Below are 18,721 nucleotides of genomic sequence, written 5' to 3'. Positions count from 1 at the left end.
ATACGAGTAAATTGAACCAAGGAAAAGCATCTACCGTGAACAGAAGCAACACGCCCTCCCAAAAAACCATTATTCAGCGTTAATTCCATCGCTGACGATGGCAGCCGATAACCCATATGCACTCGCGCCTTGGACTCTGTATAATCTGCGAAAAAATCGGTAAGGATGACCATGATTGATGTTTCTATACTGCCACTATTTTTAGTGAGCATCGGATTTTTAGCTATATCTCCAGGCCCAGATATGCTGCTTATCTCCACTTATTCATCAATCACAGGCTTCAAGGCAGGGCTAATGATATCACTCGGTATTTTTTTTGCAGGTTTAATTCAAACTGGATTAGTAGCATTCGGTTTAGGCCAATTAATGCAGGCTCTACCACCGCTGGTTATTGCAATTAAGGTTGTAGGTGCGATCTATTTATCATGGCTCGGTATTAAATTATTGCGAGGCTGGTTACAAGATCACAATCATTCCAGCTCTCCCAAAATACTGCGCTTAAATAATAAGCAACTGCTATCAAGAGGTTTATTCAATAATTTAATGAATCCAAAGGCATTGCTTTTCTTTAGCATGTTCTTACCTCAATTTACCCATCCACAACAAAATTTGACCACACAAATCCTGCTACTAGGCGTCTTACTTAGCAGCGTCGTGTTACTAATCAACATCGTTTTTTCTCTGTCATTCAGTAAATTAGGAAAATTATTCGCCAATGGTTTAAAATTTGGCCGGCATGCCGATGGCCTTTTGGGATTCATTTTCTTGGGTTTAGCTGCTCGTTTAATCAGCAGCAAATAATCAAAACGTCAAGGAGAGCAGTTTAATTGACGGCAAAAGTAAACCATGCCTAAGTAAATCAGCCGTTAGGGTTATCACATGAACATTCGTGTCTATAACCCTTATCCATTGAGTTCCGCTTAAAACTTAACTGCAAGCCCTAGGTAGGCACCATTATTCTTGGTGCTGTAACGACGAGTCGAAATATCTTCATATAGGTAACCCGCAGACAGGTCGATAGTGCTCACCGCCAAATCTAATAATTCATAGCTTACACCCGCTCTAAAACGATTCGCTTGGTAATCATCGTCTACAAGCGACAATTTTAGATCGCTTTCAAGGCCAAAACCGGTTCCCACAAAATGCCAGGCAACGCGGCCGACACCATACATCTGCTTACCATTGTCAGTTCCCGATAATAAGCTGTTTGCACTATCCCAACGCTCATATCCAGCACCTAAGTCGATGTAAAAACCTGCCGTGTCTAAAAGATTGTAATATAACTCCGCTTGATAGCTTGAACCATCCGCAGCATCACCTTGCTTTCTTTTATTCATACCAATCGCGACATTAGGAATCAACGGAACAAAATGCTTCAACCTTAACTCCATATCACCCTGCCAAGCCGACGAGGCTTTAGGCTCGCTATCGGTTTGGGAAATATGGCTGGCAAAAGTAAGACCAAGCAAGTCAGCCTGAACTGGCAAAGCTGGCAGCGAGGCCAATACAGCGACACCTAGTGCGAAACGAAATTTCATGATGAGTCCTTCAACTAAAATAAGATCAACAAATAAATGAACATTCTGCCATATAGCCCCCCTAACACCAACACAAATGACCAATATATTATTTACCAATGGTTGATTTGACTATGCGAGACTATTCGTAATGTCAAAAAAAGCATAATTGACAATGCGCAGCACATGACGATGTCTTCAATTAAAGATTACACTTGTTGACGCGTCGCTCAATCGGCAAGTCAATTGACACATATTACAAATTAATCCACTATCGTTTATTAAACGCCCAAGCAAACGACTCACACCAATGTAAATGATGTGGTTTATGACAGTTCTTAATTTGCAAAGTAAACATATATGGTTAAAACCAACAGCTTATCTCAAGTATTAACACTGCCTAGCCAAGCCCATCATCACAGCCACAACTTTTATCAAGTGGTAATAGGGTTACAAGGACAGACCGAGTTTGATATTGAAGGCGTGGGTAACTTGGTTGGGCCGGGTCAAGGCTGCTTGGTATCCGCCGACAACAAACATGCATTTACTGGCTTGGGGCGTAACCAAATTTTAGTCGTCAACCTACCGCTAGAACAAACCCATGAGATGCAAGACAAAGTTGAGCAGCTATTCGAGCGCCAAGCTTATTTTCAGCTAGGTAACCAAGCGCAGGTGCTTATCGGAGCGTTATGCCACGAAATACTTAGCCAGCCACAAGATCAGTTGCTCGGGCAAGCTTGCGCCCATACCCTGGTCTGTGTTTTACAAAACCAATTAGCCCAAACCCAGCTTCGGCAACGCCCGCTCGTCCGCTTACAGATGGATGTGATTGACAGCTACATTCAATTACATCTACATCAGAAGATCACGGTTGCGCAGTTGGCTGGTTGTGTCTATTTAGCTGAAAGCCAATTTCATCTATTATTTCGCCAGCAAAATGGCATCACCCCTCACCAGTATCTGCTACGCAAACGTTTTGAGTTAGCCAAACAATTGTTAGACGATGCTACACTGACACTATCTCAGATTTCCGATAGCTGTGGTTTCGCTAGCCAAAGCAGTTTTACCAGTGCATTTTCCAATTATTTTGGCGTATCTCCGGCCCGCTACCAACGTCAATTTCGCTGAACCAGCAATTAGCTTTAGCCACTTTTTCTTCAATGCAAATCCGTTAAAACGACATCAGCTCAAGCCAGTGAAACATTTGTAACACAAAATAAAATGATGAAACAAATGTTAGCAAATCCTTAAATTCGTGTTAGTTACCAGAGTATTTCTAAAAAACAGCGTAGCATTTCTTAATACAGGGCGAAAAAAGCCCCTTACAATCGATTGAGCAATAACAAAGCAATAACATTCTTGACCCCTCAGCAAGAATCGCAATCAAGGAAGTCGCATGCTGAAACACTTAAATTTTGATGCTCAGGCAATCGTTAATCCAGCCTATATTGAGCAGGCACCTGAACAAATATGGCCCACCATTTCGCCACTGTACTGTGTTGACGAAGATCAATTGTTAGAGCAACTATTACCGCTCGCTCAGCCCTCAGACCAAGAGCTCACGGCAAGCACCGTATTTGCCACCCAGCTTATCGAAAGGGTCAGAGCCGATAAAAAAGCGGTACAAATGATCGATGCCCTACTGCTGGAGTACAGCCTGGATACCCGTGAAGGGATCTTATTAATGTGTTTAGCCGAAGCCTTGATGCGGGTTCCTGACGCCGCGACTGCCGATGCGCTGATCCGCGATAAAATGGGTGCTGCCGATTGGAAATCTCACCTGAAAAACTCAGACTCTCTGTTTGTCAACGCATCGACTTGGGGTTTAATGCTCACCGGAAAGGTGGTCAATCTCGACAATGCAGAGTCAGCTCAACCAAATAAAGTCATCAACAAATTAGTGAATAAATTCTCTGAGCCAGTGATCCGCCAAGCGATGAACCAGGCAATGAAAATAATGGGCTATCAATTTGTATTAGGTCAGAGTATTCATGAAGCGCTAAAAAATGCCGAAAAAAGCCGCATCCAAGGCTATGGCTACTCGTTTGATATGTTGGGCGAGTCCGCCCTTACCATGCAGGATGCCAACCGATACCTGCAAGATTACCACCAAGCCGTCACCCAACTCGCTAATAATAGCAATAGTGCTCAGGCTTTAGGCGCCACTCCTTCGATGTCGATCAAGCTATCGGCGATCCATCCTCGTTACGAAGCGGTTAATCGTGAACGCGTTTTAGATGAAATGTTTGCCAGTATCCTCAAGCTATTGATCCATGCACGACAACACGATGTTGCTATTACCATCGACGCCGAAGAAGCCGACCGTTTAGAAATATCTTTAGAGCTGTTTGCTAAACTCTATCAGGATCCTGCGGTTCGAGGTTGGGGAAAGTTTGGCTTAGTGATCCAGGCATACTCAAAACGTGCCCTACCCGTGATTGCCTGGCTAGGCGCTTTAGCTAAACAACAGGGTGATTTGATTCCAATGCGCCTGGTGAAAGGTGCTTATTGGGACGCAGAAATTAAGTTGGCCCAGCAGCATGGTCATCATGGTTATTCGGTGTTTACTCGCAAAGAGTCTTCTGATGTGAGTTATCTGGCCTGCGCCCGACTACTGCTCAGCGAACATTTCCGCGGATTAATTTACCCGCAATTCGCCAGCCACAATGCGCATACCGTGGCCGCGGTTGCGGCAATGGCTCAGCATAAAGATTACGAATTTCAACGTTTACACGGTATGGGCGATGCTCTATATCATCACGCTCGAGAGCTCATCAATAGCGATGTAAGAATTTATGCGCCGGTTGGCAGTCATAAAGATTTACTCCCTTATTTGGTGCGCAGACTACTGGAAAATGGTGCCAATAGTTCTTTTGTTCACCGCCTCGTCGATGCCAACTGTCCGGTCACCGATCTCACCGTTCATCCGGCTCAAGTGTTACGTTCACGTCCAACATTAGCCAACCCACGCATCGTTAAGCCGCCACAACTATTCGGTGAAGCGCGCAACAACTCATTAGGAGTCGCCTGCGATATTGCCAGTGAATGGCAACCTTTTGAGCAACAGGTTCATCAGTTCATGGAACCATACCAATGGCATAAATCCAGCATTATAAATGGTCAGGCACTGAGTGGGACTGCGCGCCCCATTGAGGCGCCCTACGAACGGCAACAACAGGTGGGTTCTGTCGCATGGGCCAAGCCACAACAGGCCGCCGAAGCCATTGAATTTGCCGAGCAAGCTTATCCCCAATGGCGCGATACCTCCGTTGAGCAACGCGGCGCGTACCTATTAAGCCTCGCCGACAAATTAGAGCAACATATGCCCGAGTTAGTTGCATTATGTCACCGGGAAGCTGGTAAAACGGTACTGGATAGTATCGATGAAATTCGAGAAGCGGTTGATTTCTTGCGCTATTACCCACAACAGGCCAGCGCAAACTTTAGCCAGCCGTTTACTCTGGACAACTTCAAGGGCGAGACGCAAAACTATCGCTATCAGGGCCGCGGCGTGTTTGTTTGCATTAGCCCTTGGAACTTCCCTCTGGCGATCTTCATTGGCCAGGTTTGCGCCGCCTTAGTGAGCGGTAATACTGTCGTCGCCAAACCTGCCGAACAGAGCTCGTTGATTGCCGCTCGCTGTATTGAATTACTCCTGGAAACGATGATCCCCTCAGGGGTAATTCAGTTAGTCATAGGTAGTGGTGCCGAGCTGGGTGAATGTTTAAGCGCCGATCCACGGATCGCTGGCGTGGCCTTTACCGGCTCCACTCCAACCGCTCAAACCATTAATCGTCAGCTCAGTCGACGTAATGCCATGCCTGTACCCTTCATCGCCGAAACCGGTGGGCAAAATGCAATGCTGGTAGATAGCACCGCACTACCAGAGCAGGTGGTTCGAGACGTGATTCGTTCCGCTTTTGCTTCTGCAGGACAACGTTGCTCGGCGCTGCGCGTCTTGTATATCCAGCAAGACATTGCCGAGCGAGTCATTGGCCTAATTCAGGGAGCAATGGCGGAACTCTGCGTGGGCAACCCGGCACAATTGAAAACCGACGTGGGTCCGGTCATCGACGAAGCTGCGCAGGCAAAATTACTTGCACATATTGCTTGGTTACAACAAAATGCTCGTCCCATTTATCAGCTAAACCTAGACAAGCATTGCCAACAAGGCAGCTTTGTTGCCCCCTGCGCCTTTGAGATAGACAGTATTGAACAGCTCAGCCAAGAACACTTCGGCCCCATCCTTCACGTGATAAAATACAAAGCAAATCAACTTGATAAGGTGATTGATCAAATCAATGGCAGTGGTTTTGGTTTAACCTTAGGGGTGCATAGTCGTAACGAAGCCACCTATCAGCATATCGAGCGACGGGCGCGGGTAGGTAATTGCTACATTAACCGTGACCAGGTTGGTGCGGTGGTGGGCGTTCAACCCTTTGGCGGACAAGGACTCTCTGGTACCGGCCCCAAAGCAGGTGGCCCTCATTATCTTTACCGCTTTTCAAAAGCAGTGGTAAGTAACTAAGACTGAATATTGAAATTAGCGCGTGGAGAATAATAATGAGTGATGTAAACAAAATATTAAAGCAAAGCCAGGCGGTATTCGAAGCTTGGCAGCAACAAAGCGTGGCGGAGCGTGCCGCACTATTAGAGCTCTGGGCTCAGCTATTAAGCCGACGTTCTGACGCTCACAATAAGAGCGCCGCGATGATTCGTTTTCAATGCCAACAGGCATTAGGACTAATTGCCGAAGAACAGGAGCTCCAGGGCCCCACAGGTGAGAGTAATCATTTATATTGTGTTGGTCGCGGTAGCATGCTGGTACTGGGCGACGAAACCGCCAACGAAGTCGCCATGGTTGGTCAAATCAGCGCCGCTCTGGTTGCCGGCAATACTGTGATATGCAGTATCAACCCTCAGGCTGAATGTGACTTAGATCTGCTACTCTCAGACCTGCTCAAAGCTGGTTGTCCAAACCGAGTGGCCATTTCGTTACCGCCGGAACAAAACCAGGCCATGGCAGAACAGCCTGCGATTGCCGCTGTCGTCATCAGCGGTACCGAACAGAACTGTAAGCACTACGCCCAGTTGCTGGCTCAACGCGAAGGACAACTGGCTCAAATCATATGCGAAACCGACATGTTTGAATTGAAGCAATTGAGCGAGCCGCATTACTTATTACGCTTTATTACCGAGCGTACCCGAACCATCAATATTACCGCCATCGGCGGTAACGCCAAGCTGCTGGAATTAGGTAGCGGCGAATAATAGTCAAGCCTCTCCTTATCAATTGGTTCAGCGGGTGTCGCTGAATCGGGGCATCACGACTGATGTGCAAATATAGCTCATCAATCGCTTGCTCTGATTCACCGCCCGCTGTCTAAATTGAGCAGTTGAGTTGATCGGTTTGATATAGGGAAAACACAACATTTTTGTACACAAAAAGGAAATAGAATGATTGAAAATAGCTTTGCTATCAGTGCCACATTTATAGCCTATCTCATTGTTATGCTATCAATTGGCATTTATGCATACAAACGAACGTCTAACTCCGAGGATTACTTTTTAGGTGGTCGCTCATTGGGTCCCTGGCCAGCAGCCTTGTCAGCTGGAGCCTCCGACATGAGCGGCTGGTTATTGCTCGGTTTGCCTGGTTACGCTTATGCAGCTGGCATCGAATCGTTTTGGCTAGCCGGAGGTCTCTTAGTGGGAACCTGGCTCAATTGGCTGTTGTGCGCCAAAAGATTGCGCACTTACTCCATCGTTGTGAATAACGCCCTGACCATTCCTGAGTTTTTTGCCCAACGCTTCGAAGATAAATCGAAACTACTGCAAACTATTTCAGCCTTATTCATCTTATTGTTTTTCTTGTTCTACACCAGCTCAGGCTTAGTCGCAGGCGGAAAACTATTTGAAACCGTATTTGGCTTAAATTACACCACTGCTGTGATCGTCGGCACCATCTGTGTGGTATCTTACACCTTATTTGGTGGCTTTTTAGCGGTCTCCTGGACGGACTTAGTGCAGGGTTTGTTGATGTCTGCTGCCCTGGTGATTGTACCTATCGCCGCTTTTGAAGGCTCGTTTGGCGATTTAAATATGGCCTTACATGCCAAAAACCCAGAACTACTCAGTTTATGGAATGATGCGAAGGGTCAACCTTTATCGGCTGTTGCAATCATCTCATTAATTGCATGGGGCTTAGGTTACTTTGGTCAGCCACATATTCTGGCTCGATTTAAGGCCACCCGCAGTAATAAAGATATTACCACTGCACGTCGTATTGCAGTGAGCTGGACAGCCCTTTCAATGGCCGGTGCCTTACTGATTGGTATGGTGGGCATTGTTTATGTCGATGCTCATATGGGAGGAAGCATTAAAGATGGCGAAACAATCTTTATGCTATTGGTTAACGCTATCTTCCATCCAGTGGTTGCGGGGATCCTATTAGCGGCAATTTTAGCCGCCATTATGAGTACCGCCGATTCTCAGCTATTGGTTTCTTCTTCAGCCTTAGCCGAAGATTTCTACAAGCAAGTGCTTCGCCCGAACGCCAGTCCAAAAGAAGTGGTTCAAGTGGGCCGTCTTGCGGTTGTTGGTCTTTCCATAATTGCCTTGATGCTGGCCATGAACCCAGAAAGCTCGGTATTAGGCTTAGTCTCTTATGCCTGGGCTGGATTTGGTGCAGCCTTTGGTCCGGCGATTTTACTCAGCTTATTCTGGAAAGATATGAATCGTAATGGTGCCTTAGCCGGTGTCGTTATCGGTGGAGTAACCGTGGTGCTTTGGAAACAGCTAGAGGGCGGAATTTTCGATCTCTATGAAATTGTCCCCGGCTTCATCCTAGCCTCAGCCGCGATTATCTTAGTCAGTAAGTTCACTGGCGGGGCCAGCGAGTCAATACTCAAAACTCACCTAGAATATCAACGCCAACTGGACAGCATGGATTAATCATTGTTGCCAAGGAACCAGCCAACCCTCAGTGGTTGGCTTTTTTTTGCCTGTATCTGTTGTCTAACAAGGCGCCGTTCTCAGGCAAAAACCTTGCTCTCTTCACGCCTCAAAATGAAAAATCATTCAAGCGTTTCGATTCTATATTTTCAACGATGCTTTAAGCTTCAGGCCTAAGTTGACTTACTGTTGAAGTTTTTTCTTAGCGGCTTCAACTTTTGACAAATCTAACCCTAATTCTGCAACAGCTTCTTTAATCAAAGCAGGGTTCTGCATTACCTGTCCCATCAACAACTGGAGCTTGTCTTGCGGTAAACCGAGTTGACTGACCGTGGCCATAGCCGCCAGAGGATTTTCGGTGAGCGCCTGAAAAAGCTCACTAATTTTCTGGTCGCTAATATTATGCTCTTTTAACATCCCAAGGATCGGGTTCATCACATTACCTTTTAAACACTCAATGAAATAGAAACGCAGTCTAACATTTGGCTCAGCTTAGTTAAAATACAACGCAAATATTGAAATGAAACATGAAACGAAAAATGCGAAGTGGTGGCGGCTAAACATAAGTTTCCGTGAAACGAGGACCATGCCAGAAATGCAAGGCATCGCTTTCTCTTCTTTACGACTACGCTCATCTAGCACTTCAGATCCGCGACTCAATCAACTGGTATTAAGCTTGCAGTTCAAACTTAAATTAGCATCAACCAGAGACAGTCTAAAGGAGCCAAAAAGATGAAAGATAATGTAGACAACTGCGACCGTTACGTGTCGTTTGTTGGGATCAGCTGTGACCTGAATGCTGATAAGCTAATCGCTATCTTAAAAAAGAAGCTAAGTCAGCAACAAGGCGCTCCAGAATGGCATGACTACTTTAAACAAAAACTTCAACAACAGACCAAAGCCGGTCACGACAACCTGCATTTTATTGGCAATCAAACCAATACCTTGTATGAGTATTTTGAGCAATGCCAAGATCAGCAAGCGCTAGCATTACTGTATCGAATCGAACAAGAATGTTGTTAACTTTATTACAATTTCGAGCAATAGCGAGGTAGCTCTTGAGCCATAAAATTAAGCGCTCAAGATACTCTCCCATTTAGCGCCGCCAATATGGCCTAATAAATCATCAATGCTAGCGGTGCTTAACCAAGCTTATCTGGATGCTTTTGCCGATACATCTGTTGGTCGGCCAACTTTAATGCACTGTCAACGCTAAGCGCTTGAGAAAAATCAACATAAGTAATGCCGTAGCTAAATTCCAAGGCATAAGCCAGTTCCAAATGTTCAGCCGTTTGCTTTAAGTCATCGGCAAAACGCTGTAATACCTCTTCGGCCTGCGCTAGCGTACTGTCTGTAAACAACACCGCAAACTCATCGCCGCCTAGTCGGCCAAATAAATCAGATTGGCGTAAAGAGAGTTGCATTTGCTGGGCCACCAGCTGTAAGGCGCGATCCCCCTCAACATGACCATATTGATCATTAATCGGCTTAAATTGATTCAGGTCTAAATAAGCGAGAACCAACGGCAGTTGCTGGCGTTTACACATCGCAAAGGCATATTCTGCCAACTTCATAAAACCACGTCGATTAGAGATTTGAGTGAGTTCATCGGTACTGGCAAGTAACAACGCAGCCAACTCCTGCTCAACCATCGCCGCTAAATCAACCAAGGCTTGCAGATCGTCGTCAGTAAAGTGCCTTGAACGACTATCGATAATGCACAAAGTGCCCAGCTTTTCACCAGAAGTTGCACTTAAAGGATGTCCTGCATAAAAACGAATATGGGGATTATCGGTCACCAGTGGATTATCGGCAAAGCGAGGGTCTTGGGTCGCATCGCCAATGATAAAAGTTCGCTCACCGAGAATAGCGTGTCCACAAAAAGAAATGTCCCGCCCAGTTTCGCAGACGTCCAGTCCAAAGCATGACTTAAACCACTGCCGATTTTCATCAACCAAACTCACCAAAGCTATTGGCACATCAAATAGTCGTTTAGCCATTCGAGTTATCCGGTCAAAACGCTCTTCTGGCTGAGTATCTAAGACATTCAGCTGGCATAAAGCTTTCAGACGACTCGCTTCGTTATCAGGTGTTTTAGGGGCTTGCATTCCAGACCCATTGATTATCTTTTACAATAAGATAACTATAGTCAAATAAATCAGATATATATAAAGAATAATTCAGGCGGCTGTAAGCAATAGGTTCCGTGACCCCAGCCGCTCTGATGAACCCAAAATAGCCGTTGTAAATTCGTAATACCACGGCCACAAACTCGTCGCTGTTTATTGGGTGCAATTGTCGTAAAAGGTGACGGTTGCAGGCCAATCAGAAAAGACCCCAATAACACCAAGTTGCTGCTTAAGTACATCTAATACCGCTAATTCAGGATAGCTTGTATAGCGCCGCTCTAAACTCCAGGTAATTAAATCTAAACCTTGTGCCTTAAGTTCTTTTGCATAATCGGTGGCCTGCAATTCACCATTTTGTTCTTCCACTAACAGCGTATAGATCGGGGCTACAATCTTGATCCCCTTCGCTGCGATCTCACTGGGGCTGGGTACATCTGCAGGTTTACTCACCAAAAATACCCCTTGCTGCCCATAATCAGAATTATTCGCCAACCAATATTCCAGATCATCAATCAAAAATGACTGTGGGTAGACTTCACTCGGCTCAACGCCTGCTTCGGTATATTCATCAATCATTTTTTGCGCAAACTGCTGTTGAGTCATTCCGGCTGCTGCGAGATCTTGTGCACTTGGTGTTTTAAGTTCGGGCGTCATTTTCACACCGAGTTGCCTAAATAAAGCAATGCTTTCTTTATGCGACATCAAAGTACCTGTATTAGCGTACAAATCGGTACGCCAATTAGGCGTCGCTTGCATGTACTCTTGCACCGATGTTGCATTGGCATTACTCGAGTCCATTTTACCTTGTAAGGATTTGTATTCCGCTAAGGTAAAATCTGAGGTACGACACTCGGCATTCGCTTTAAGACCATTGACCGGATCCGCTGGGGTAAAGGGCTGAGAACACTTGGCAGCCAGCTCGGGGACGGCTAATACATTGGTGGTGGTATGTAAATCGGCATGGGAATGACGGCAAACCAACTCCCCATCCTTGGTTAGCGCAACATCACATTCAATCACTCCAGCTCCCATGCTCGCAGCAGCGATATAGCCTTCGCGGGTATGCTCTGGAAACATTAACGGTGCACCGCGATGCCCAATTGACAAGTAACTCGATTGATAACTGCTTTTGCTCTCGAGGCAAGCGCTCAGGGTATCCTTTAAGGTCCCTGCTGCAAGTTGATTCACCAAATAGCCGGGACGAGGACCTAACTGTACCTTACTGGTAGGGCCGGAAGCCGATTTTGCTTGAACAATATCATCATCATTACAAGCACTAAGCAATAACACCGGACACAATACAAGAGCCAACTGAGTTAATTTCATTAAGAAAGTCCTTTTAAACAAAATGAATAGAGGACGTTTAGTTGAGCTTAACCCGATGACAAGGAGATGAACAATTGATGTTGTATTTGTGTATTCACAAGGTTATGCAGGGTTACAGCTCACCAGAGTGCGGCAGAGAACAACGAAACAAGCCTCAGAAGGGACAGCTCAGGCAAACACCAAGGTGCTTAATACAAATTAAGCACCTTTAGACTAAAAATTTATTACAGTGCAATCGCTCAACGCGCTAAAAATTTCAGCTTATAAGCGCCTAAATCTTGATATTCAACTTCGGTCTCACATGCAAAATTAAGCTCAACAATACCCGCATAAGAGCCGGTAATGATCGCTTGTCCGGCATTAAAGCTTACGCCACGTTTACTCATGTAATTAATTAACCAATAGATAGGACTCACCGGATTTTGATTCGGATGCTCTCCTGCCAATTGTTGAGTTTGTTCACCTTGAGTAAAACTGATCTCAATATTACTGGCAGAAAAAGCCGCCGCTTTGTCAATTTCGGGACCAAGGAATAAACCTTGGTTGACTAAACCATCGGCTAATACTTCAAAGAAGGCAGCATTCTCGGTATCAGCAAAACGCCCTTGGATCAGTTCGAGAGCCATATGACAACGACCAATAGCCTGATCAATTTCCGCCTCACTATAATCTTTATCACGAGCGGGTAAATCTTGGCTTAATACAAAGGCAATTTCAGGCTCAACTCTTGCCACTCCGCCATCGGCGTAAAGTGAACAAGACTCCCCCCGTTGTACGAGATCGGCAAAGATAGGTGCAACAACTAACTTATCTTCAGCGAGGGGCAACAAACATTTCCAGCCGCCAATGCCATCTTCACGTAATTCGGTCATTTGCGCTTGAATGGCTAGCGCATCGTCAATAGATTGCGGGCGAAGTGTCGGCGCCAAACGTTTCGCCTTGATCGATGTATTCCGGTTGTTGAGCAAAGTTTGCGCGGCTTCAACGACATCCAATTCAATAATCATACAATACCACTATTAAAAAACATAAAAGCGGATAATACTCAGATATGTGCCTCACCGCCATGCGTGAATTAACAAAAACAGAACAAAAGCTAACAATTTTGTGGTGCTAAAGAGGCAATAAAGTCATTCAACTCCTTACCCGGACTATAAGCAAAACTACGTTGGCAATGATTCAGATGAGTAATTCGGTCGACTCGAAAATTGCGAAAGTCCTGTCGAAACTCACACCAAGCGAGCAGCGTCCAACTTCCTCGCCAAAAATAAATCGCTAATGGGCGCACTTCTCGTTCACTCAGCTGCTGCTTTGCGTCTTGATAGAGCAGTTGTAGATACTCTCGTTCACGGGTCGCAGCACGCAGCGGATCCAAAAATCTAAATTCTTGTTGATCGATGTGAAAATCTGGCGCAAACATTAATGATTGATAGGCTTGTAAACGCTCTGGCAATACAGCCTCAACCTTAATCATCACTTGTTTCGCCGCCGCAGCTAGCTCTTTCCCCGCCCAAGTCTGCGCCATCCGCATCCCAATCTGTATGGCTTCCAATTCTTGTTCATTAAACATTAATGGCGGCACATTAACCTCTTGCCGCAATATATAGCCGACTCCCGCCTCACCTTCTATGGGAATACCACTGAGACACAAATCTTGCACATCTCGATAAATGGTGCGGGTAGAAACCTCCAAACGTTCGGCTAACTGCTGCGCAGTGGTCAAACGACGTAAACGTAAAATCTGCACCAACTGAAAGAGTCTGTCTGCCCGTCTCATATCCCTCCCTTCTCATCCTCCGAAATGACAACTCGTCCAGAAAACCAAACGAGCTGTCAAGGTACCGCGACTACTGCTGTTTAGCCCATAGGCCGACTTTATTCCCCTCGCTATCCACAAACAAGCTAATATAGCCCTTTTCCCCGTCTTTAATTGGTGTCAGTGGTAACAATATTTGTACTCCAGCGCGACTCATGGTTTCCAATAAAGGATTCAGTTTATCCGTGACATGGAGGTACACAGTTGCGCCATCAAGACTTGGTATCATTAATGGATGTTTACATAGGGCCACATTTGCACCATCCAATACTTCGGTTTCGATAATAGCCATTTCCATCATATCCATCACTTCACGATGAAAACTCAAGTTTAAATGTTGCTGGTAAAATGCGACGGCGCGCTCCATATCGGTGACTGCGATTTCGCCCCAAACTAAAGGTGCTACTGCTAACATGTGATTCTCCTTAACATAATTGAATGCCAATAAGATAGAGCCCTCTCTACCTTGTGATTGACAAAGCAACCATAAGCCCTCCCTACTGACAGCCTCCTGTCAGTAGGCTTTAGACTTTGCAAGAAACCATTTATCTTAAGGTGTGATATTGGCAGCAAGCGCAGCTCAAAACTCCCCCTACAACACAAGGCATCGTAGAATGCCAAATAAATAAACCTCAAATACAGTGTCAAGGTATTAACTAGAAATCATTAACTTCCGCTCGGTGAAACCAAGATTGAACGGTACAGATTTGTTTCACGAAACGACTTCGTCTCGTTGGAAGCTGGTTTATTACAAACAAAATCGCCCTCCCCCCCAATAATACTTAGCGGATTTTTGTAAATGAACAATTCTGTACAAAACTTGGGGGGTCAATTAGGCTATGATGACGATCTTAAATTGCTAACAAGGAGGTGAGTGAAATGTCAAAAGAACAAGCACATTATCAGTTTGCCGATGAACTTGGTGGCATCGAAATTCTGCAGGCACGCTATGAGAAACAAAACTTTTCTCGGCATAGCCATGAAGGTTTTACGGTTGGCATTATAGAGACTGGCGCACAGCGCTTTTATCGCACTGGCGGGGATCATATCGCGCCCAGCAATAGTATCATTTTAGTCAACGCCGATGAGATCCATAACGGCTGTTCCGCAAGCGAAGGGGGCTGGTCTTATCAAGCCATATATCCAACCCCCGAACAGTTTGCCGAAGTCAACCAAGCTCAGGGTCTAAGTGATAACTTTGCTCCCTACTTTACCCAAGCCGTGGTACAAGATGCAGCACTAGCGCAATTACTGCGAAATACCATCCACAGTTTAAACTACTCAAGCAATCGACTATTACGTGAGAGCTTAGTCTACGCTTGCCTAAGTCAACTAATGGCGAGCCATGGCAAAAGTGTGCCACCACAATGTTCACTCAAACCGGCCAGCAAGGCACTAATACTGGTAAAGCAGTGCTTAGACGAGCAGCCTGCCGCAAATGTATCTTTAAGTGAACTAGCCAGACTGGTACATCTCAGTCCCTGCCACTTGGCGAAGCAATTTGTGAAACGTTATGGTATGCCACCCCACGCTTATCAGATCCAAGCTCGGCTCAGGCAAGCGAAACAATTACTGCGCCAAGGTCAACCCTTGCTTAAAGTAGCCTTAGATTGTGGGTTCCATGATCAAAGCCACTTTCACCGCCATTTTAAGCGTGCGCTAGGCGTCAGTCCTGGCCGCTATGCTAAAGAAGTTCAGCTTTAATATAGGATCCCTGTGACAACTATCGGCTACATTCAACATTCCCGCTGGTCAAATAAAATCAGCGCATTTTTAAAGGGTACTTTGGCGGTATTACCACTGACGATTGCGGTGATCCCTTGGGGAATTCTAGCAGGCTCGTATGCCTTAGAATCAGGTTTAAGTCCCCTACAAAGCCAAGCCATGTCAGCCATTTTATTTGCCGGTTCGGCACAACTAGTGGCCACAGGCATGTTTAAACTTGGAGCCAGCCTGCTCAGTATGCTGCTCACCACGCTACTCATCACCTCGCGCCATTTGCTCTATAGCATGGCGATGCGCCCTCAGGTAAGCCAACTACCGCTCAAGTGGCGCTTTGTTTTAGGTTATTTACTCACCGATGAGTTATTTGCGATTGCCAATAAAGGCGTCGATAAACCCTTTGATCCTTGGTTTGCCCTCGGTGGCGGCCTAAGCTTCTATTTAGCTTGGAATATCGCCTCGGCAGTGGGCATTATTGCTGGCAGCAACATCGCAAATCTCGACAGCTGGGGACTCGATTTTGCCATCGCCGCCACCTTTATCGCGATAGTCGTGCCCAGTATCAAACAAGCCTCGGGCTTACTGTGTGTTTTGATTGCCTTGGTGAGCTCCGTCACTTGTGAATTATTTGCGATACCGGGTGGATTATTAATCTCAGCCATTTTAGCGATGAGTTTGGCCACCGCTTACGCGCGGTGGCGTGAGGAGACCCTATGATTTGGTTAAGCATTATTGCTATGGCAGGGATTGTTTTTGCCAGTCGCTATTTATTTTTAGAACCGCGTATTCCGCTACGTTTAGGCAAAGGTGCGCTACAATTTCTAAGTTACTCTGCACCTGCGGTGCTCACTGCTATTTTTGCCCCCATCGTTTTTGTTCGGGATGGACAGTTAAGCCTTGGATTCGATAACCCCTATCTAGTCTGTGCGGTACTCGCCACCTTACTGGCAATATTTACCCGCAATGCGCTCATTACCGCAGTCCTTAGCATGGCGATTTTCTTCTTGATTCACTAGCCAGCAAAAGGCCGACACATCTGTTATAATACGCCGAATAATGCACATGTAAGTGAAGTATTATTCCAAGAAGAATAGTATTAACGTGTTTTTTCGGCTGTTTACTCCGCGTAACTCAATATTACGCACAAGCTTACCCCCACGTTCTGGCTTCCTCGTGGTGTGATAGCAGTCATCATATTTCTGTCTTATGGCAGACCTGCCTAACAAGAGTTTTTAATGCGCTTAACTAAAAAAATAAATGCTCCGGTATTTTATTCATCCTTAATTATCACCTTATCGATCGCAATTTTTTCAGCCTTACGCCCCAAATATACAGGGACAAGCTTTAACCTGATTCAATCTTGGTTGGCGACGAATGTCAGCTGGATTTATGTTTTATCGGTTGCGATATTTCTTATTTTTGTCGTGTTCATTATGGTCAGCCGCTTAGGCGACATTAAATTGGGTCCCGACCATTCGGAACCCGACTACAGCAATATCTCTTGGTTTTCGATGTTATTCTCGGCCGGAATGGGCATTGGCCTGATGTTTTTTGGTGTAGCAGAGCCAGTAATGCACTATTTGTCACCGCCAGTGGGCGATCCTGCTAGCATTGCTGCCGCCAAAGAAGCGATGCGGATTACCTTTTTCCATTGGGGACTGCATGCCTGGGGGATTTATGCGGTAGTGGGGCTATCACTAGCCTACTTCAGCTATCGACATAAGCTGCCTTTATTACCCCGCTCATCTTTATACCCACTGATTGGTGATCGTATTTATGGGCCGATTGGCCATGCCACCGACACCTTTGCAGTGGTCGGGACAATTTTTGGTGTCGCCACCTCTTTGGGATTTGGCGTTCAACAGCTCAACGCTGGTTTAAGTTACTTATTTGATGTTCCACAAAACGAATGGGTACAGCTTGGCCTAATTGTTGTGGTGATTGGTTTGGCTACCGTGTCTGTGGTTTTAGGCTTAGATGGCGGGATTAAGCGCTTATCCAATCTGAATATGTTTTTAGCCTTGTTGCTACTCATTGCCATGTTATTGCTTGGTCCCAGCGAGTTGCTCTTAAAATCATACGTACAAAACACTGGCACCTATATGAGTGAGCTGGTCAGTAGTACCTTTAATTTATATGCTTACGATCGCAAAGAAGACTGGATTGGCGGTTGGACCATGTTGTATTGGGGATGGTGGGTTTCCTGGTCACCTTTTGTTGGGATATTTATTGCACGGGTTTCTCGTGGCCGAACTATTCGTGAATTTATTATTGGCGTGTTGTTTATCCCTTCAGGATTCACTTTCTTGTGGATGACCGTGTTTGGCAATACCGCAATTCATTTGATTGCTGGCGATGCGATGAGCGAATTAGCTTTAGCAGTCAATCACGATGTTGCCACTGCAATATTTGTGTTTTTTGAACAACTTCCTTTCTCGTCTCTGCTATCTGGTATTGCGGTATTGTTAGTGACCACTTTCTTTATCACCTCAGCTGACTCTGGCGCTTTGGTGATTGACACCTTAACTGCAGGCGGCGAAACCAATACCCCATTATGGCAACGAATTTTTTGGACCTTGTTAATTGGCTTTATTGCTGCAGCCTTATTATTTGCAGGCGGCTTAGCAGCCTTGCAAACTTTAACCATCGCTTCGGCGTTTCCGTTTATGTTTGTCTTACTGTGTTTTTGCTATGCCTTGTTAAAAGCACTAAAACACGACTACATGCTACAAAACAGCGTACAAACCCATAATACTTCGGTGCAATTTTCCAAGGCAAATATTTCATGGAAAGACCGCTTAGACTCACTGTTAGTTCACCCCTTAAGGCCCGAAGCACAAGGATTTGTGAGCCAAGTGGTACGCCCGGCATTTATGCAATTGGTCGAACACTTCAGTGCCAATGGGCTAAACGCCAAGTTAATTGAAGATAGTGAGAAAATCCGCTTAACCATTTATAAGGAAGAAGCTGAAAACTTCGCCTATGGGATCCGCTTACGTCACTTTGTGATGCCCAGCTATGCCGACGAAAAGCATAATGACTATTACCGAGCCGAAGTATTTCTATTACAAGGCGGCCAGCAATACGATGTATTTGGTTATACCGAAGACCAAATTATTGTTGATGTGATCAGCCAATACGAACGTCATTTGCATTTCTTATATTTAGCCAGCTCTGAAATATTAGAGGAAGAGGAAAGCCCGATGCAACAAGCAAGTCATGAGCAAATTTAATGCTTAATGATTAGTGACTAAAAA

17 protein-coding genes are annotated in these 18,721 nt (G+C 45.5%); 10 read left to right on the top strand and 7 right to left on the bottom strand.

Annotated features, from left to right (window positions below; genetic code table 11):
• The first annotated feature begins 171 nt into the window (after positions 1-171).
• Positions 172-801, top strand: a complete 630-nt coding sequence (locus tag ACRRSY_RS06515; protein WP_432464624.1) for a LysE family translocator — start codon at positions 172-174, stop codon at positions 799-801.
• 119 nt (positions 802-920) lie between these two features.
• Here the strand turns inward: ACRRSY_RS06515 and ACRRSY_RS06510 are convergent, their stop codons facing one another.
• Positions 921-1,538: a hypothetical protein gene (locus ACRRSY_RS06510; protein WP_432464623.1), complete on the bottom strand. Its 618-nt coding sequence runs from the start codon at positions 1,536-1,538 to the stop codon at positions 921-923.
• 339 nt (positions 1,539-1,877) lie between these two features.
• Here ACRRSY_RS06510 and ACRRSY_RS06505 point away from each other — a divergent pair, with 339 nt between their 5' ends.
• The 4 genes from ACRRSY_RS06505 to putP all read left to right on the top strand — a co-directional run bounded on the left by ACRRSY_RS06505 (position 1,878) and on the right by putP (position 8,471).
• Positions 1,878-2,645, top strand: coding sequence for a helix-turn-helix domain-containing protein (locus ACRRSY_RS06505; RefSeq protein ID WP_432453992.1), 768 nt, complete (start codon positions 1,878-1,880; stop codon positions 2,643-2,645).
• Between the two features lie 268 nt (positions 2,646-2,913).
• Positions 2,914-6,045, top strand: coding sequence for a bifunctional proline dehydrogenase/L-glutamate gamma-semialdehyde dehydrogenase PutA (gene putA, locus ACRRSY_RS06500; RefSeq protein WP_432464622.1), 3,132 nt, complete (start codon positions 2,914-2,916; stop codon positions 6,043-6,045).
• A 35-nt stretch (positions 6,046-6,080) separates the two neighbouring features.
• Entirely contained in the window at positions 6,081-6,788 is a 708-nt protein-coding gene (locus ACRRSY_RS06495; protein ID WP_432464621.1) for a hypothetical protein, read from the top strand.
• A 186-nt stretch (positions 6,789-6,974) separates the two neighbouring features.
• Positions 6,975-8,471: a sodium/proline symporter PutP gene (gene putP, locus ACRRSY_RS06490; protein ID WP_432453995.1), complete on the top strand. Its 1,497-nt coding sequence runs from the start codon at positions 6,975-6,977 to the stop codon at positions 8,469-8,471.
• Positions 8,472-8,654: 183 nt separating this feature from the next.
• Here putP and ACRRSY_RS06485 read toward each other — a convergent pair whose 3' ends face one another.
• Entirely contained in the window at positions 8,655-8,906 is a 252-nt protein-coding gene (locus ACRRSY_RS06485) for a DUF2999 family protein (protein WP_432464620.1), read from the bottom strand.
• A gap of 297 nt (positions 8,907-9,203) precedes the next feature.
• On the opposite strand from ACRRSY_RS06485, the gene cowN reads away from it, so the two are divergent.
• Positions 9,204-9,494 (top strand): N(2)-fixation sustaining protein CowN, encoded by a 291-nt coding sequence (gene cowN / locus ACRRSY_RS06480; RefSeq protein ID WP_432453997.1) that lies wholly within the window; start codon positions 9,204-9,206, stop codon positions 9,492-9,494.
• A 119-nt stretch (positions 9,495-9,613) separates the two neighbouring features.
• On the opposite strand, the gene ACRRSY_RS06475 is transcribed toward cowN, so the two are convergent.
• The 5 genes from ACRRSY_RS06475 to ACRRSY_RS06455 form a co-directional block, all read right to left on the bottom strand.
• Positions 9,614-10,579 carry a sensor domain-containing diguanylate cyclase gene (locus tag ACRRSY_RS06475; protein ID WP_432464619.1) on the bottom strand — a complete coding sequence of 322 codons (966 nt, stop codon included), beginning with the start codon at positions 10,577-10,579 and terminating at the stop codon, positions 9,614-9,616.
• 174 nt (positions 10,580-10,753) lie between these two features.
• Positions 10,754-11,926, bottom strand: a complete 1,173-nt coding sequence (locus ACRRSY_RS06470) for a glycerophosphodiester phosphodiesterase family protein (RefSeq protein WP_432464618.1) — start codon at positions 11,924-11,926, stop codon at positions 10,754-10,756.
• A gap of 239 nt (positions 11,927-12,165) precedes the next feature.
• On the bottom strand, positions 12,166-12,933 hold the full coding sequence (locus tag ACRRSY_RS06465) for a hydratase (protein ID WP_432454000.1): 768 nt from the start codon (positions 12,931-12,933) through the stop codon (positions 12,166-12,168).
• Between the two features lie 89 nt (positions 12,934-13,022).
• Complete coding sequence (locus ACRRSY_RS06460) at positions 13,023-13,703, bottom strand: helix-turn-helix transcriptional regulator (protein ID WP_432464616.1); 681 nt, start codon at positions 13,701-13,703, stop codon at positions 13,023-13,025.
• Positions 13,704-13,773: 70 nt separating this feature from the next.
• On the bottom strand, positions 13,774-14,157 hold the full coding sequence (locus ACRRSY_RS06455) for a VOC family protein (RefSeq protein ID WP_432464615.1): 384 nt from the start codon (positions 14,155-14,157) through the stop codon (positions 13,774-13,776).
• A gap of 464 nt (positions 14,158-14,621) precedes the next feature.
• Between ACRRSY_RS06455 and ACRRSY_RS06450 the strand changes: the two genes are divergently transcribed.
• The 4 genes from ACRRSY_RS06450 (at position 14,622) to ACRRSY_RS06435 (ending at position 18,697) form a co-directional block, all read left to right on the top strand.
• Positions 14,622-15,446 carry an AraC family transcriptional regulator gene (locus ACRRSY_RS06450; RefSeq protein WP_432464614.1) on the top strand — a complete coding sequence of 275 codons (825 nt, stop codon included), beginning with the start codon at positions 14,622-14,624 and terminating at the stop codon, positions 15,444-15,446.
• A gap of 6 nt (positions 15,447-15,452) precedes the next feature.
• Positions 15,453-16,181, top strand: coding sequence for an AzlC family ABC transporter permease (locus tag ACRRSY_RS06445; protein ID WP_432461099.1), 729 nt, complete (start codon positions 15,453-15,455; stop codon positions 16,179-16,181).
• Positions 16,178-16,480, top strand: coding sequence for an AzlD domain-containing protein (locus ACRRSY_RS06440; protein ID WP_432454004.1), 303 nt, complete (start codon positions 16,178-16,180; stop codon positions 16,478-16,480). Before ACRRSY_RS06445 ends, ACRRSY_RS06440 begins: the two co-directional genes overlap by 4 nt.
• A 219-nt stretch (positions 16,481-16,699) precedes the next feature.
• Positions 16,700-18,697: a BCCT family transporter gene (locus ACRRSY_RS06435; RefSeq protein WP_432454005.1), complete on the top strand. Its 1,998-nt coding sequence runs from the start codon at positions 16,700-16,702 to the stop codon at positions 18,695-18,697.
• Positions 18,698-18,721 lie beyond the last annotated feature (24 nt).

It is taken from the genome of Agarivorans sp. QJM3NY_33, assembly GCF_050870865.2.
Lineage (GTDB): Bacteria > Pseudomonadota > Gammaproteobacteria > Enterobacterales > Celerinatantimonadaceae > Agarivorans.
The sequence above is the reverse complement of the archived record's forward strand: the minus strand, read 5'-3'. Positions and strand labels throughout refer to the sequence as shown.